Genomic DNA, 14,568 nt, shown 5'->3' with positions numbered 1-14,568 from the left:
CACCCCCGCAGCACACCCCGTGACCGACAAGGAGCCCGCATGTCCGCCAACCGCTACCACTGGGACCGCTCCCACCCCGGACTGACCAGCCTGCAGCAGGCCATCGACCCGCTGCGCCGCGAGGTGGTCGGCCATTCCGTGTACGCGGCGCTCACCGACATCGAGCGCGTCCGCACCTTCCTGAACAGCCACGTCTTCGCCGTCTGGGACTTCATGTCGCTGCTGAAGAGCCTGCAGCGCGACCTGACCTGCGTCGAGGTCCCGTGGGTGCCCGGCGGCCCGACGGCCAGCCGGCGGCTGATCAACGAGATCGTGCTGGTCGAGGAGAGCGACGAGCTCGGCGAGGGCTACACCAGCCACTTCGAGCTGTACCTGGACGGCATGCGCCGGGCCGGCGCCGACCCGCGCCCGGTGGAGGCGTTCCTGGCCCTGCTGGGCACCGGGTCCGCCGTGCCGGAGGCGCTGAAGGCCGCCGACGTCCCGCAGCCGGCCGTGGACTTCACGAGCACGACCTGGTCCGTCATCGAGAACGCCCCGGTGCACTGCCGGGCCGCGGCCTTCGCCTTCGGCCGCGAGGACCTGATCCCCGAGATGTTCGCCCAGGTGATCGCGATCGACGACCCGGACGGCCTGCTCACCGTCTTCAAGGACTACCTGGCCCGGCACATCGAGGTCGACGGCGAGCAGCACACCCCGATGGCGATGCAGATGCTGATCGACCTGTGCGGCGACGACCAGGCCAAGTGGGACTCCTGCGCCGAGACCGTCCAGACCGCACTGCAGGCCCGCTCCCGGCTGTGGACCGGGATCGAGCGGTCCTTCCGGTAGCGTCCGGCGCCCGGACGGCGCTCAGATCACCTTCGGCAGCACGGCGGCCGACGCGGGCGGCTCGTCGGCCGCCGTCCGGAAGCGGTGCAGCGCCGCCCGGCCCTCCGCACCGCGGACCCGGGCGGCGAGCCGGGCCGGCAGCACCACCGTGGTCAGCCACCCCTCGCCGCGGAACCCCTCGACCGTCCAGCAGACCCACGGCAGCGGGTAGTTGGCGGCCGGACTGAAGAACACCGGGCGCTGCCCCTGGAAGCTGACCGCATAGGCGCCGAAGCGGCTCCAGTTGGAGAAGCTGAACCGGCGGGCCTGCGGGTCGAAGCCCAGCGGTACGCACTCGCGCAGCCGCGAGCGGCCGAGCGCGGCCAGGAAGCCGAGGTTGGCCCGGAGGTTGAGGTGCGCGGTCGGGAACTCCTCGACCGCCGCCCGCAGCGCGCCGGCCAGCGCCGCCGGGCCGTCCCCGGGCCGGTGCGGCACGTGCACCTCGCTCAGCAGGTTGCCCACCAGGGCGGGCGAGAGGCCGAGCCAGCGACGCGCGTTGACCGGGACGGTCAGCATCCGCTCGGCGTCGTCGCCGTCCAACTCCCGCAGGGTGGCGAGCAGATGCGCGCACAGCACGTCCCCGGCGGACAGCCTGCGCCCGGCCGCGGCACCGAACTCCGCGCGCATCCGGGCCACTTCGGTGTCGGTGAAGGCGATCTGCACGGTCCGGTTGGCGCGCGGCCCGGCCGCCACCTCGCGGGCCAGCAGCTCGGCCTCGGCGGGCGCGGGCACCCGGAACCCGGGCCGCCCGCAGTCCTCGGCGGGCAGCGCACCGTCCAGCAACTCGTCCTGGTCGGCGACGAGTTCGGCCTCCGGGAGCGGTTCCCCCTCGACCGCCGCCGACCAGATCCGCAGCAGCAGCATGAAGCTGTGCAGATCGCCGATCGCGTGGTGCCAGGAGCAGCCGAGCAGCGTCCCGCCGTCGGCGGTGCGGGTGACCCGGACGGTGAGCAGCGGGGCGCCGCCGGTGCGGGCGCCCGGTGCGTCCAGCCGGTCGACCAGTTCGGAGCCGGCCGCCGTGACCCGGCCCATCGCCTCGGCGAGCGTGCCGTCCACGGTGTAGACCTCCAGCGGCACGCCGGAGTCGTCACAGACCGCTTCCAGGACCCCGTCGACGGTGCGCAGCCGCCCGGCGAAGACCGGCACCCGTTCCAGGGCACGGGCCAGGCCGGCGGCGAGCCGGTCGTCGCCCAGCGGCTGCTCGAAGCAGAGCACGACCGAGACGGCGAGGTCGGCGAGCATGGTGTCCATCAGGCCGCAGCGCAGCACCCGGCCGGTGGCGCGCCCGGCTCGGACGGTCCGGGATCGGCGCAACCGGGGCCAGATGCTCATGGGTTCCGTTCCGAAGCATTCGTTGACACCCTGCGACGCCCGGCACTCGCCGACGCCCGACGCCCGGCGACGCGCGGGCACGCCGAACGATAGTGCCACCACGGCACAGTGGTCCAGTCCAATCCTGTGGTCCGGGAAGGCCGTTCGCGCCCACCGGCGATAGAATTCCCAGCATGGGAGAGCGCGTCGGCGCACTCACCGCGCCACCCCTCGTCCTGGTCACCGAGACCGACTCCCAGCTGATCGACCCGACCCGGGCCTATCACGTCGGCCGCGACCCGACCAGTGAGATCGTGCTGGACGACCCCCGGGTCTCCTGGCACCACGCGATCCTGCGCGCCACCGACGGCCACTGGCTGCTGGAGGACGTCGGAAGCACCAACGGCACCTTCGACGACGGCCACCGGGTCAGCCGCGAGGACGTCGGCCCGGGCACCCGGCTGCGGTTCGGCGATCCGGCCGACGGCCCGTCCGCGACCTTCGCCGGCCTGCCCGCCCCGGCGCCGGACGAGCGCACGGTCCTGGTCGCCCCGGAGAGCTCCGGCGTCTTCCGAAGTCCGAGCGCCGTCCTCCAGCTGCCCGGCCGCACCGTGCGGATCGGCCGCTCGCCGGACAACGACCTGGTGCTGGACGACCTGGTGGTCTCCCGGCACCACGCCGAGCTGCGCGAACTGCCCGACGGCAGTCAGGAGATCGTCGACCTGAACAGCCACAACGGCACCTACCTCAACGGCCGCCCGGTCAAGCGCGGCCCGGTCGGCCCCGCGGACATCGTCGGCATCGGCCACTCCGCGCTGTGCCTGGTCGACGGCCGGCTGGTCGAGTACACGGACACCGGCGAGATCTCGCTGGACGTCCAGCACCTGGTCGTCCACGTCGGCCCGGACCGCCGGGTCCTGCTGGACGACGTCAGCTTCCCGCTCCCCGAGAAGACCCTGCTCGCGGTGGCCGGCCCCAGCGGAGCGGGCAAGTCCACGCTGCTCAACGCGCTCACCGGGCTGCGCCCCGCCGACCAGGGCACGGTGCTGTACGACGGACGCGACCTCTACCGCGACTACGCCGAGTTGCGCCGCCGGATCGGGCTCGTCCCGCAGGACGACATCCTGCACACCCAGTTGACCGTCCGCCGCGCGCTCACCTACGCCGCCGAGCTGCGCTTTCCCGGCGACACCGACCCGCAGGAGCGGGAGGCCAGAGTCCTGGAGGTGATCCACGAACTGGGCCTGGACGAACGGGCCGACCAGGTGATCGCCAGCCTGTCCGGCGGCCAGCGCAAGCGGGTCAGCGTGGCCCTGGAGCTGCTGACCAAACCGTCCCTGCTCTTCCTCGACGAGCCGACCTCCGGGCTGGACCCGGGCATGGAGCGCTCGGTGATGCGGATGCTGCGCGGGCTGGCCGACGACGGCCGCACGGTGGTCGTGGTGACACACAGCGTGCTGAGCCTGAACGTCTGCGACCGCCTGCTGGTGCTGGCCCCGGGCGGGCGGACGGCCTACTACGGGCCGCCCGGCGAGGCGCTCGACTACTTCGGTCAGGACGAGTGGCCGGAGGCCTTCGAGGCCTTCGAGAGCGACACCGAGGGCGTCGCCCGCGACCGCTACCGGGCCTCGTTGCAGTACCAGCGGTACGTGACGGCCGAGGCGGCCCACCCGCCGCACGACGCCGCGGCGTCCGCGCCGACGATCGGCCACGAGAAGCCGCAGAGCTGGCTCTCCCAGCTGGGCACGCTGGTGCGCCGGTACTCCGCGGTGCTCGCGGCCGACCGGCTGTTCCTCACCGTCATGATCGCGCTGCCGTTCATCATCGGCCTGATGTGCCGGGTGATGGCCGGCTCCCGGCTCACCGACGAGAACGCCATCAACTGCCTGCTCACGCTCTGTCTCGGCGGTGTGCTCACCGGCTCGGCCAACTCGGTGCGCGAGATCGTCAAGGAGCGCGCGATCTACCGGCGGGAACGCGTCGTCGGCCTGTCCAGATCGGCGTACCTGGTCTCGAAGGTGGTGGTCCTCGGGGCGGTCACGGTGGCGCAGGCCGCGGTGCTGACCGTGGTCGGCCTGGGCGGGGTCAAGCTCTCCGCCGAGCCCCGTCCGGGCTCCCCGCCGCCGGTGACGAGCGGTGTGCTGATGCCGCAGCTGCCCGAACTGATCATCGCGGTCGCGGTGCTCGCGTTCACGGCGATGATGCTCGGCCTGGTGGTCTCCGCCGCCGTCGACAAGGAGGAGACCACGATGCCGCTGCTCGTGCTCCTCGCCATCGTCCAGATCGTCCTCAGCGGTCTGATGCTCAAGCTGGTCGGCGTGCCCGGCCTGGAGCAGTTCGCCTGGCTGTTCCCCTCGCGGTGGGGCCTGTCCTCCATGGCCCGGACGGTCCAGTTGAACGGGCTGACCATCCCGTCCCCGATCACCGCGGACCCGATGTTCCGCCACGAGCGCACCGGCTGGCTGGTCGGGATGGGCGCGATGTTCGGCCTCTCGGTGGCGTACGGCCTGGTGGTGCTGGCCCTGCTGCGGCGGCACGAGCCCTCGGTGATGCGCAAGTAGCCCGGGGGCCGGCCCGGGCGCGGGCGTGCACCCGCGCCCGGCGCCGGGTCGGGCCGCCGCCGGTAGAGTGGGAACCGACCCTGTGGTGCGAGTCGTGCCGCGCGCGGCGGGGGTCGCGCGGCGGAGGAAATGTAGCCGCCCATGGACGAGTTCGTGTTCAGCCCCACCCACGTCGCCCCGCCGGGCGGACTGGCCTCCTGGACGGCCCCGGACCCGGCACGGCCGTCCGCGCGGTTCGACGCGCTGCTCCCGCTGCAGCTGCTCGGCCGCCAGGGCGACTGGGCGCAGGTCCTGTGCTCCAACGGCTGGAGCGCCTGGGTCGACGGCCGGCTGCTGGTCGCCCTGCCGCAGCCGCCGCCCGCCGCCGGGGGCCCGCCCGCCCGGACCGCCGATCCGCGCCCGGCGCTCGCCGAGGCGGAGGCCGCGCTGGCCCGCTACCGCGCCCTGCTGGAGGACCTCGCGGCCGGGACCCTCGACCTGGAGGCGTTCCGGGAGCGCACCCGCGGCCTGCGGGTGGGCCTGGTGGTGGACGGCGAGGCGCTCTGGGCCTTCGACCCGGTGCACGACCGCTGGTGCTTCTGCGACGGGCTGCAGCTGCAGACGTACGCGGCCACCGACCGGCAGCCGGCGCCCGCCGCACCGGAGCCCTCCCCGCGGCACACGCCGACGCCGGCACCGGCGCAGTCGCCCGCGCCCGGGGCGTCGCCGTCGCCGGTGGGCGGCCCGTACGCGCCCACCCAGGCCGGTGAGCCGTGACCTCCGCCGAGCAGCCGTCCGCCCCGAGCCTGCCCGCCGGCCTGGTCGGGCGGAAGGTCGCGGACTACCGGCTGGAGAGCGAGATCGGCCGCGGCGGCATGGCCGTGGTCTACCGGGCCAAGGACCTGCGGCTGCACCGGACCGTCGCGGTCAAGCTGCTGGCCCCCGAGCTGGCCCGCAACGAGGTGTTCCGGCAGCGCTTCATCCACGAGTCCGAGGCCGCGGCGGCGATCGACCACCCGCACATCATCCCGGTGTTCCAGGCGGGCGAGCACGAGGGCATCCTGTTCATCGCGATGCGCTACGTCGAGGGCGGCGACCTGCGCGCCCTGATCAACCGGGACGGCCCCCTCTCGGTCGAGCGCACCACCCGGTTGGCCCTGCAGATCGCCTCCGCGCTGGACGCCGCGCACGACCACGACCTGGTGCACCGGGACGTCAAGCCGGGCAACGTGCTGGTCGCCGCCGGCACGGACAGCGAGCACCCCGAGCACCTGTACCTGGCGGACTTCGGGCTCACCAAGAAGTCCCTGTCGCTCAGCGGGCTGACCAGTGTCGGCCAGATCGTCGGCACGCTGGACTACGCGGCGCCCGAGCAGATCTCCGGCCGGCCGCTGGACGGGCGCTGCGACCAGTACAGCCTCGGCTGCGTGGTCTTCGAGATGCTCGCGGGCACCCCGCCGTTCCGCCGGGAGAGCGACCTCGCACTGCTCTGGGCCCACCTCAACGACCCGCCGCCGGCGCTGGAGGAGCACCGGCCCGACCTGACGGCCGCGATGACGGCGGTGGTCGCCCGGGCGCTCGCCAAGACGCCCGAGGAGCGGTACGCGAGCTGCCTGCAGTTCATCGCCGAGCTGCGCGCGGCCACCACCGCGGCCGACGCCCCCGACGCGGCCCGGTGGGGCGGCGGCGGGCCGCCCACCCAGGTCGTCCCGGCGTTCGACCCGCGCGTGCCCCGCGCGGTGCCGGAGCCCCCCGCCTGGGCCTCGCCGGTCGTCCACCCGCCGCCCGCGTGGCCGTCCCCGTTCGCGTCCGGAGGGAGCCGCTCGTCATGGATGCCGTGAGCCAGGTCTTCGCCATGGTCGCCGCCGCGATCCACCTCGTCGCGTGGCCGCTGGAGAGCTTCCTCTACGGACACCCCCGGGTGCGCTACCTGCTCACCGGCAACACCGCGGACGCCCCGGAGGTCCGGCTCTGGCGCTTCAACGTGGGCTTCTACAACCTCTTCCTGGCCCTCGGCCTGGTCACCGGCCTGGTCCTGCTGCACTCCGGCCACGGCGGCTCGGGCCGCGCGGTGATCCTCTACATCGCCGCCTTCATGGTCGCGGGCGGGATCACCCTGTTCGTCTCGGAGCCCAGGCTGTGGCGCGGGGCGCTCGGCCAGGCCGTCCCGGCGGCGGTGATCCTTCTGTCCGAGGCCTTTTGACGTGACGTCATCTGTTTCACCGGCCGCGGGCACGGCTACAATCCGCCTGCCCCGTGACGGTCGCGGCGGCGTCTGGGGGTGGCACGGTGGCACAGTCCACGATCGGCGACAGATACGTGGTGAGCCTCGGCTGCAGGGTGAGCGTGGAGCACGGACCCACCGCGACGACGGTCAGGTGGAGCGTCTCCCACGTGCCGCAGGGCGGCGCGCCGCGGCCCGCCGAGGGGGACCGCGACATCGCCCTCATCTGCCCGCGATGCCTCCGGGCGTTCTCCGTCCGGGTGGAGAGCGCCGCCCGGGCGAGGGCCAAGCAGCTGGTGCACCGGGCGCTGGGCTGGCTGCTGCTGCTCTCGCTGCTGGCCACCGTCCCGATGCTGATCCACCTGGGCGGCCAGACCGTCGAGGAGGGCGACGACCGGAGCACCCAGAACATCGGGCTGCTCTTCGCCCTGGCCGCCGCGGGCGTGATCATCGGCCCCTCGCTGCTGTTCAGCGCGAAGATGCACAGCGGCGTCAGGAAACTCCGGCACGTCCGCGACGACGGCACCAGGACCGCCCTGGTCCAGGGCCACCGGCTGTTCTGAGCCCCGGCCGGCCCGTCAGCTCCCCGCCGCCTCCTGCTCGGTGACCTCTCCCCGGTGCCGCACCCGGGTGGCGAGCAGCGCGCCGAGGGCGCCGGTGACCAGGCCCCAGCCCGCCGCGAGCGGGACGGCCGTCCACAGCGAGGGGCGCAGCGTGAGGCTGCCGCTGCCGAGGCCGGCCACCGGGTTGGAGCCGCCGAGGACGGAGCCGATCAGATCGTCCAGGCCACCGCCCTCGCCGAGGCCGACACCGAGCACGGAGAGCCCGTACTCGGCGTCCATCCGGGTCCACAGGCCCACCAGCAGCATGGTGACGGCGGCGGCCAGCGCGAACCGGACGGCGTGCTGCCAGAGCCGGACGGTGCGGGGCGAACGGCGGGCCGCCAGGAAGGCGGCCGCGAGCAGCACGACGGCGGCCAGCGGCAGCAGCCACCAGGCGCGCGCGTCCTGGTCCGCCAAGGTGCCGAGGTCGACCGTCGCCTCCTGCCCGTCCGGCACGCGCAGCACCTCGGCGAGCGGCTTGGGCACGGGCAGGCCGAGTGCGCCCTTCAACCGGCCGTGCCACTCGGCGCCGAGCCCGAGGCCGAAGGCCATCCAGGCGAGGTCGGGCAGGGCGAGCAGCAGCACCGCCATGGTCTGCCGGGCGTTGCCGTTGACGACGGCGGTCAGCACCCCCGCCAGCGCGCCGATCGCCAGGTACGCCAGAAGTACCGTCCAGAGTGCGAACGCAGCCGGTCGGACGGCGAGTTGGTGGCGCACCAGGGCGGGCGGCAGCGGCGCCCGGCGGGACACCGCGAAGGTGGCCGCGAGCACCGCCAGCAGCCACGCCAGACCGATGCCGACGGTGCTCGGGCCCTCCGCGTGGAAGCCGACCTCCGGGGTCAGCCCGAGGGCGCCGCCGATCGACTGCACGAGGTCGCCGCCGAGCGGGACGACGAAGCTGTGCCGGGCGGCGAGGGTCAGCAGGACGAGGGCGAGCACCCACAGGACGACCGTCCGGGCGAGCCGGCCCAGCAGTTCACGCCCGCCGGCCACCGCGCGGAAGCGCAGCTGACGCAGCAGCACCTCGGCCATCGTGACCGCGCCGACCACCGAGACGGTCAGCGGCATCGCCGTGATCCCGGCGTCCACGGCGGCGAAGCCGCCCGCGCCGCCGTCGAGTTGGACGGATCCGCCGACGGCGAGCGCCAGCGTCGCCGCGACCACCGAGGCGAAGCCGCCGTCGGGGAGGTCGGCGGCGCCGGCCAGCCAGAGGCCGAGCGCGGCCACCGCCGCCATCGCGACCACTCCGGCCAGCACGACGGCGAGCGCGTCCAGCCAGCCGCGGACGGCGCCGGGCGGGCCCGCGGCCCGGGTCGTGGGCTGCTCCATGCCGCCTCCTGGTCGCTCGACGGGCCTCCGGCTCTCGGGCCCGCTCGGCTTCCAGGGTGGCCGACGCCCGGGGCGCACGCTCGGCGACGCCCCGGGCACCTGCTGTTGCGGAGGGCGGGGCGCCGGGAGAGAAAGGGAAGCCAGTGGCAGGAGCTTCCCGTGCCGAACGCGATCGCCGGCCGCCTGCGAAACGGAGCCTCGATGACCTCCCAACCACCGCCGTCCGGACCACCGACCGAGCCGCCGTACGGCCCACCGTCCGGCCCCCCGTCCGGCCCGCTGGCCGGTCCGCCGTCCGGTGGCGGCACCTCCGGGCCGTCGTCCGTGCCCCCGCCGCCCTCGGGCCCGCCCGGGGACTCCGGGCCGCCCTCCGGTGGTGGCAACGGTTCCAGTGGCTCCGGGGGCCGGCCGCACCGCCCGTGGTGGCGCTCCCCGAAGGGGCTGGCGCTGGCGGCGGGCACCCTGGTGGTGGCCGTGGTGGCCACCGTGGTGATCGTCAGCAACCAGGGCAGCAAGACCGAGGCGATCCCGGCCGCCAACGAGGTCGCCCTGCAGGCGCCGGCGGACCCGGGGCCCGCCCCGTTCACCCCGTCGGTGGAAACCCAGGGGATGACGGCGCCCGCTCCCGCCACCTCGCCGGCGCAGCAGCCCGGCGGTACCACCCACCCGGGCGGCGCAACGTCCGCGGGCAGTACGTCGGCCGCCCTGCACAGCGTCGAGGGGACCTCCGCGGGGCTGTACGGCGGCGCGATGGGCAAGTCCAGCTGCGACACCGAGCGCCTGATCGGCATGGTCTCGACCGGGGACACCGGCCGTGCCTGGGCCGCCGGCGCCGGCATCGCGCAGGCCGACATTCCCGGCTACCTGCGCTCGCTCACCCCGGCGTACCTGCGGGTGGACACCCGGGTGACCAACCACAGCTACAAGGGCGGGGCCTCGGTCGAGTACCAGTCCGCGCTGCAGGCCGGGACGGCCGTCCTGGTGGACGCCCAGGGCGTGCCCAGGGTGCGCTGCGCCTGCGGCAACCCGCTGGGGCCGCCGAAGCTGATGAGCAACGCCAAGTACACCGGGAAGGCCTGGACGGGCTTCCAGCCGTCCTCGCTGATCGTGGTGGTGCCGGCGCCGCAGCCGGTGACCGCGATCGTCCTGGTGAACATCGACACCGGCGGCTGGTTCGCCCGGGCGACCGGGCAGATCCGGATCGTGGACAAGCCCGTCGAACCGCCGAAGGGCCCCCTCGCGCCGGGCGTGCCGCCGCCCGCGGTGTGGAAGCCGACCACGCCGTCGGGTTCGCCGGCCTCCGGGACCGCTTCGGGCGCCACGACGTCCGGGGCCACCACCTCGGGTGCCACGACCTCCGGGGCCACCACCTCGGGCTCGACCACCTCGGGCTCGACCACCTCCGGGTCCACCACCTCGGGTGCCACGACGTCCGGGGCCACCACCTCGGGCTCGACCACCTCCTCGGGCGGGCCGTCGTCCTCCTCGGCGACGACCTCCACGGGCACGCCGTCCGCGACGAAGTCGACGGCGAGCACCGCGCCCTCGACCGCCACCACCACGGCCACCACGGCCACCACGGCCACCACGGCCACCACGGCCACTACGGCCACGACGGCCGGAAAACCGACCACCACCGTCACATCGGCCGCGACCACCGTCACCACGAGCGCGAGGTCGCAGGCCGCGACCTGTGCGACCACGGCGCCGTCGACCCTCCCGCCGTGCTCGACCACGCAGGCGGCCACGCCGAGCTGACCGGGCGTCCGGCTCCGCCCCGCTGCCACCGTCCGACTCCCGGCCGGTGGCAGCGGCACGCCTCCGGGCCCGCCAGTGGCCGGTCGTCGGTCATCGGTCGCCGACGGCCGCCCCGGGTGCCCGTGCCGATCCCCGCGCACACCCTCCGTGTTCGTGTGCGACGGATGCTTGCACACGGCACCGACAAGCCACCGGGTGGCCGGATATCTCGCTGGTCAGCCGGGCCGGTGGTGCGGCAGAGTGCCCCCCATGACCACCACTCAGGGCCTGGACGCCGCCGGATTCATCGCCCGGGAGGGCTCGCTCACCCGCATGCCGGCGCCGTTCGCCCCGGTCGTCGGCGCGGCCCGCGAGCGGATCGCCCGCGGCTTCGGCCCCGACCGGCTGCACAGTGCCTACCTCTACGGCAGCATCCCGCGTGGCACCGCCCGCCCCGGTGTCTCCGACCTCGACCTGCTGCTCGCCCTGCACCACGAGCCCACGGCCGCGGACCGGGCCGACGCCGACGCCCTCGAAGCCGCGCTGGACACCGAGTTCGCGCAGGTCGACGGCGTCGGCGTGCTGCTCTTCGGCACCGGCACCCTGCTGAGCGAGCTCGAACGGCACGACCTGGGCTGGTTCGTGGCCTGCCTGTGCACCCCGCTGTTCGGCGTGGACCTCGCCACCCGGCTCCCCCGCTACCGGCCCACCTCCCTGCTCGCCCGGGAGACCAACGGCGACCTCGCCGTGGCCCTCCCCGGCTGGCGCGAGCGCGCGGCCACCGCCACCACGGACGCCGAACTCCGCGCCCTCACCCGCGCGGTCACCCGCCGCATCGTCCGTACCGGCTTCACCCTGGTGATGCCCCGCTGGGGCGGCTGGACCAGCGACCTCACCGCCTCCGCCGAGGCCTTCGCCGCCTACTACCCGGAGCACGCCGACCGGATGCGCCTGGCCGCCGCCACCGCCCGTACTCCGGCCGCTGACCGCGCTCCCGCCGTGGACCGGGGCGTCCTCACCATGCTCATCGACGACCTGGGCCCGTGGCTCGCGGCCGAGTACACCGCCGTGCACGGCGAGAAGGCACCCCGCCCCTGACCCGCGCTCCCCTCAGTCCACGCAGGGGATCCCGCCCGCCTTCACCGGCGGCCCCTGCATCGGCAGGCCCGCCGCCGGGTCGCCGGACGGGGCGCCCGTCGCGGCGGCGCCCGAGGGCACGGCGGTGGGGGCCGGGGTGCGGGCGGCGGCGAGGGTGAGCAGGATGTGGCCGGGCGCAACGGTGCCGGAGGGTGCGGCGGTGACCCCGTAGCGGCCCGCGAGCTGCTGGGCGTCGGCCTTGGCGCCGCTTCCGTAGGCGACGGTGGTGACCTTGGTCCTGGCCGGGGCGTCACCGATCCTGCCCGCCTGGTAACCGAGTTCGGCCAGCGCCTTGGACTCGTTGGACGCCGCGCCGGCGCCCGCCGCCGCGTTCACGTCGACCACCGCCTTCGCTTGCCCGCTCGGCCCGCTCGGCCCGCTCGGCGCAGCGGACGCGGTCGTCGCGGCCGACGCGGAGGCGGCGGGAGCGGCGCCCGCGTCGCCCGGTGCGTCCCCGGCGGGAGCGGCCGCGGTGGCCGGATCGTGGTTGAACAACTGCCGGACGATCTTCTTGATCAGGTCCGGGTTGACGGTGTTGACCTCCTGCCCGCCGACCGTCCTGAACCCGGCGATCGGCAGGGTGTTGAACTCGACGTTGCCGCCCGTCAGGTTGGGCGCCTGCTGGGCGAAGTCGAGGATGTTCCACTCGTTGTCGATGACGACGTCCTTCTTCACCACCCCGAACAGCTTCTGCATCTGCCCGAAGTCGTTCAGGATCCCCTGCTGCTTGAGCTTGTACTCGACGGAGGAGATGAACGCCTGCTGCCGGTGGGTGCGGTCGAGGTCGCCGTTGGCGAGGTGGTGGCGCTGGCGGACGAAGGAGAGCGCCTGGGCGGCGTTGAGGGAGCTGATCCCGGCGGGCAGTTTGAGGCCGGTGCCGCCGCCCTCGTGGGTGGCGGTCCGAGCGGTGATCGGATCGTCCACCGGGTGGTTGAGGCAGACCTGGATCGGCTCCACCGCCTTGGCGATGTCGTAGAAGCCGATCAGGTTCACCTCCGCGAAGTGGTCGATCGGGACGTCCAGGAGGCTCTGCACGGTCTGGATGGTGGCCGAGCGGCCGGCCTCCCGGCTCTGCCGCTCCAGGTCCGCCTTGGAGAGCCCCTTGCCGGCCAGCTTCAGCTCGGCGGCGTCCTTCGCGATGCCGTACGCCTCCTTGATCTTGTGCATCCTGCCGTCGGCGCCGACGGTCTGCACGTAGTCGTCGCGCGGGACGGACAGCGCGGAGACCTTGCCGCCGTTGGCCGGGATGTGCAGCACGATCAGGGCGTTGGTGTTGTAGCCGCCGATCCCGCTGGAGCCCGCGTGCAGTTCGTCCTCCACGAACTGCTTGGGCAGGTCGTTGCCGTCCATGTCCTTGCGGCTGTCCAGACCGATCAGCAGCAGGTTGACGGACTTGTCGAGGTGCGGCGGGGCGTTCTTCTTCGCCTCGCTCAGCGCCATGGACTTGATCATGCCGTCGTCCAGGCTGCGGTACTCGTACCAGGTGAAGCCGCTGGCCCCGAGCACGGCGATGGAGACGGCGCAGGCCAGGGTGCGCCCGGCGACGGTCAGCGGGGCGGGGCCGCGACCCTGGGCCCGACGGCGCGGGCCGCCGGCCCAGCCGGCACCACCGGCACCACCGGCACGAGGGGCACCACCGGCACGAGGGGCACCACCGGTACGAGGGGCACCACCGGTACGACCGGGGGCACCGGAACGGCCCGCGCCCCGGCCCCGGTTGTTGTGTTCAGCCACGACGGCTCCCCCCGGTCGGGGCGCCCGGACCGTCGGGTCGTCGCCGGTCGGGCACGGCCCGGCGGCGGTCGGCCACCGCCCGGCCGACGACCACCGCCAGCGCCACCCCCACCGCGGCGGCCATCACCGGGAACGCCTCGACGACCCAGCGCAGCGTGCCGGTCCCCAGGTTCCTGCCCCGGTACTCGTCGGGGTGCGCCGCGTACTCCACGCCCGCCGCGGCGAGCAGCACCACGACCGGAGCGGCCGTCACCACCCACCACCGGCCCGGCCGGCTGCACAGCGCCGCCGCGACGCCCGTCCCGAGCACCGAGCCGGCCGCGAACAGCAGGCCGACGCCGGGCCCGCCCGACTCGTCCGCGACAGCGCCCAGTAGGGGCAGCCCGACCGCCGAGCACGCGGCCACCAGACCGCCGCGCCGACGCGCCTGCTGCCGGCGGCGCGCCGCCCCCGTCCGCGGCGCCCGCGCCGACGGCTCCGCGCCGGCGTGCCCGGCGTGCGCGGCGTCCACCGGGCCTCCCGGAGCTCCGGCCACCCGGGAGCGCTGGGCGGGGAAGGCACGGTCCTCGGGGCGCGGTCCCGCGTCCTGGTACGGCGTTCTCGCCCGCTGGCCGGCCATGCGCACTTCCCTCGATCGTTGCGGCTGCGGCGACGCGATCGCACCGCCGCGGTCGCCGGGACGCCTTCGGTCCCGGCGACGGACCCGTCTTCTACACCTCTGTAGAAGTAGGGCTGGAGCATACAAACCCATCTCACCAAAGTCACCCGCCGCCGACCGGCAGCAGGCGAACCGTTCGGTCGGCCGTCGTTAGGATGGTCATGATCCCCGCCACGTCGGCACACCATCAGGAACGCACCAGAGGAGCAGAGCGTCACCATGCTTGAGGGTCCGAAGAACCTGGCGGACGAGGCAACCGACCTCGCCCGCGAGCACGGTGACGTGATCGGGAAGGGCCTGGAGAAGGTCGGCGACGCGATCGACGACCGCACGGACGGCAAGTACAGCGGGCAGATCGACACCGGCGTCGAGAAGGCGAAGGACTTCCTCCGCACCCTCGACGGCGACCACGGGAGCGCCGAGTAACCT

The 14,568-nt window shown here is 74.4% G+C and carries 13 protein-coding genes; 9 read left to right on the top strand and 4 right to left on the bottom strand.

Translation table 11 applies throughout. The features are described from left to right. The first annotated feature begins 39 nt into the window (after positions 1-39). Positions 40-828, top strand: a complete 789-nt coding sequence (locus ACIGG8_RS07400; RefSeq protein ID WP_396546270.1) for a DUF3050 domain-containing protein — start codon at positions 40-42, stop codon at positions 826-828. 21 nt (positions 829-849) lie between these two features. Here ACIGG8_RS07400 and ACIGG8_RS07395 read toward each other — a convergent pair whose 3' ends face one another. Continuing rightward, complete coding sequence (locus ACIGG8_RS07395) at positions 850-2,199, bottom strand: acyltransferase (RefSeq protein WP_396546269.1); 1,350 nt, start codon at positions 2,197-2,199, stop codon at positions 850-852. A gap of 173 nt (positions 2,200-2,372) precedes the next feature. On the opposite strand from ACIGG8_RS07395, the gene ACIGG8_RS07390 reads away from it, so the two are divergent. From ACIGG8_RS07390 to ACIGG8_RS07370, 5 genes are all read left to right on the top strand, one after another. Further along, positions 2,373-4,739 carry an FHA domain-containing protein gene (locus ACIGG8_RS07390; protein WP_396546268.1) on the top strand — a complete coding sequence of 789 codons (2,367 nt, stop codon included), beginning with the start codon at positions 2,373-2,375 and terminating at the stop codon, positions 4,737-4,739. Positions 4,740-4,880: 141 nt separating this feature from the next. After that, on the top strand, positions 4,881-5,495 hold the full coding sequence (locus ACIGG8_RS07385; RefSeq protein WP_396546267.1) for a hypothetical protein: 615 nt from the start codon (positions 4,881-4,883) through the stop codon (positions 5,493-5,495). Further along, positions 5,492-6,559, top strand: a complete 1,068-nt coding sequence (locus ACIGG8_RS07380) for a serine/threonine-protein kinase (protein WP_396546266.1) — start codon at positions 5,492-5,494, stop codon at positions 6,557-6,559. The genes ACIGG8_RS07385 and ACIGG8_RS07380 overlap by 4 nt, the downstream gene beginning before the upstream one ends. Further along, entirely contained in the window at positions 6,547-6,921 is a 375-nt protein-coding gene (locus ACIGG8_RS07375) for a DUF1304 domain-containing protein (protein ID WP_350520901.1), read from the top strand. Before ACIGG8_RS07380 ends, ACIGG8_RS07375 begins: the two co-directional genes overlap by 13 nt. Positions 6,922-7,007: 86 nt before the next feature. Next, positions 7,008-7,505, top strand: a complete 498-nt coding sequence (locus ACIGG8_RS07370) for a hypothetical protein (protein ID WP_396546265.1) — start codon at positions 7,008-7,010, stop codon at positions 7,503-7,505. Positions 7,506-7,520: 15 nt separating this feature from the next. Here ACIGG8_RS07370 and ACIGG8_RS07365 read toward each other — a convergent pair whose 3' ends face one another. Beyond that, positions 7,521-8,873 carry a streptophobe family protein gene (locus ACIGG8_RS07365; protein ID WP_396546264.1) on the bottom strand — a complete coding sequence of 451 codons (1,353 nt, stop codon included), beginning with the start codon at positions 8,871-8,873 and terminating at the stop codon, positions 7,521-7,523. Positions 8,874-9,074: 201 nt separating this feature from the next. Here ACIGG8_RS07365 and ACIGG8_RS07360 point away from each other — a divergent pair, with 201 nt between their 5' ends. Together ACIGG8_RS07360 and ACIGG8_RS07355 are read left to right on the top strand one after the other, a co-directional pair. After that, positions 9,075-10,631: a DUF6777 domain-containing protein gene (locus ACIGG8_RS07360; protein ID WP_396546263.1), complete on the top strand. Its 1,557-nt coding sequence runs from the start codon at positions 9,075-9,077 to the stop codon at positions 10,629-10,631. A gap of 249 nt (positions 10,632-10,880) precedes the next feature. Further along, positions 10,881-11,708, top strand: coding sequence for a nucleotidyltransferase domain-containing protein (locus tag ACIGG8_RS07355; RefSeq protein ID WP_396546262.1), 828 nt, complete (start codon positions 10,881-10,883; stop codon positions 11,706-11,708). Between the two features lie 12 nt (positions 11,709-11,720). Here ACIGG8_RS07355 and ACIGG8_RS07350 read toward each other — a convergent pair whose 3' ends face one another. Together ACIGG8_RS07350 and ACIGG8_RS07345 are read right to left on the bottom strand one after the other, a co-directional pair. Further along, positions 11,721-13,481: an LCP family protein gene (locus ACIGG8_RS07350; RefSeq protein ID WP_396546261.1), complete on the bottom strand. Its 1,761-nt coding sequence runs from the start codon at positions 13,479-13,481 to the stop codon at positions 11,721-11,723. Further along, positions 13,474-14,100 (bottom strand): DUF6542 domain-containing protein, encoded by a 627-nt coding sequence (locus ACIGG8_RS07345; protein ID WP_396546260.1) that lies wholly within the window; start codon positions 14,098-14,100, stop codon positions 13,474-13,476. The genes ACIGG8_RS07350 and ACIGG8_RS07345 overlap by 8 nt, the downstream gene beginning before the upstream one ends. Before the next feature lie 258 nt (positions 14,101-14,358). On the opposite strand from ACIGG8_RS07345, the gene ACIGG8_RS07340 reads away from it, so the two are divergent. Continuing rightward, on the top strand, positions 14,359-14,565 hold the full coding sequence (locus ACIGG8_RS07340) for an antitoxin (protein ID WP_396546259.1): 207 nt from the start codon (positions 14,359-14,361) through the stop codon (positions 14,563-14,565). Positions 14,566-14,568 lie beyond the last annotated feature (3 nt).

This window comes from Kitasatospora sp. NPDC085464 (assembly GCF_044541955.1).
In the GTDB taxonomy this organism is placed as follows: Bacteria; Actinomycetota; Actinomycetes; order Streptomycetales; family Streptomycetaceae; genus Kitasatospora.
The sequence above is the reverse complement of the archived record's forward strand: the minus strand, read 5'-3'. Positions and strand labels throughout refer to the sequence as shown.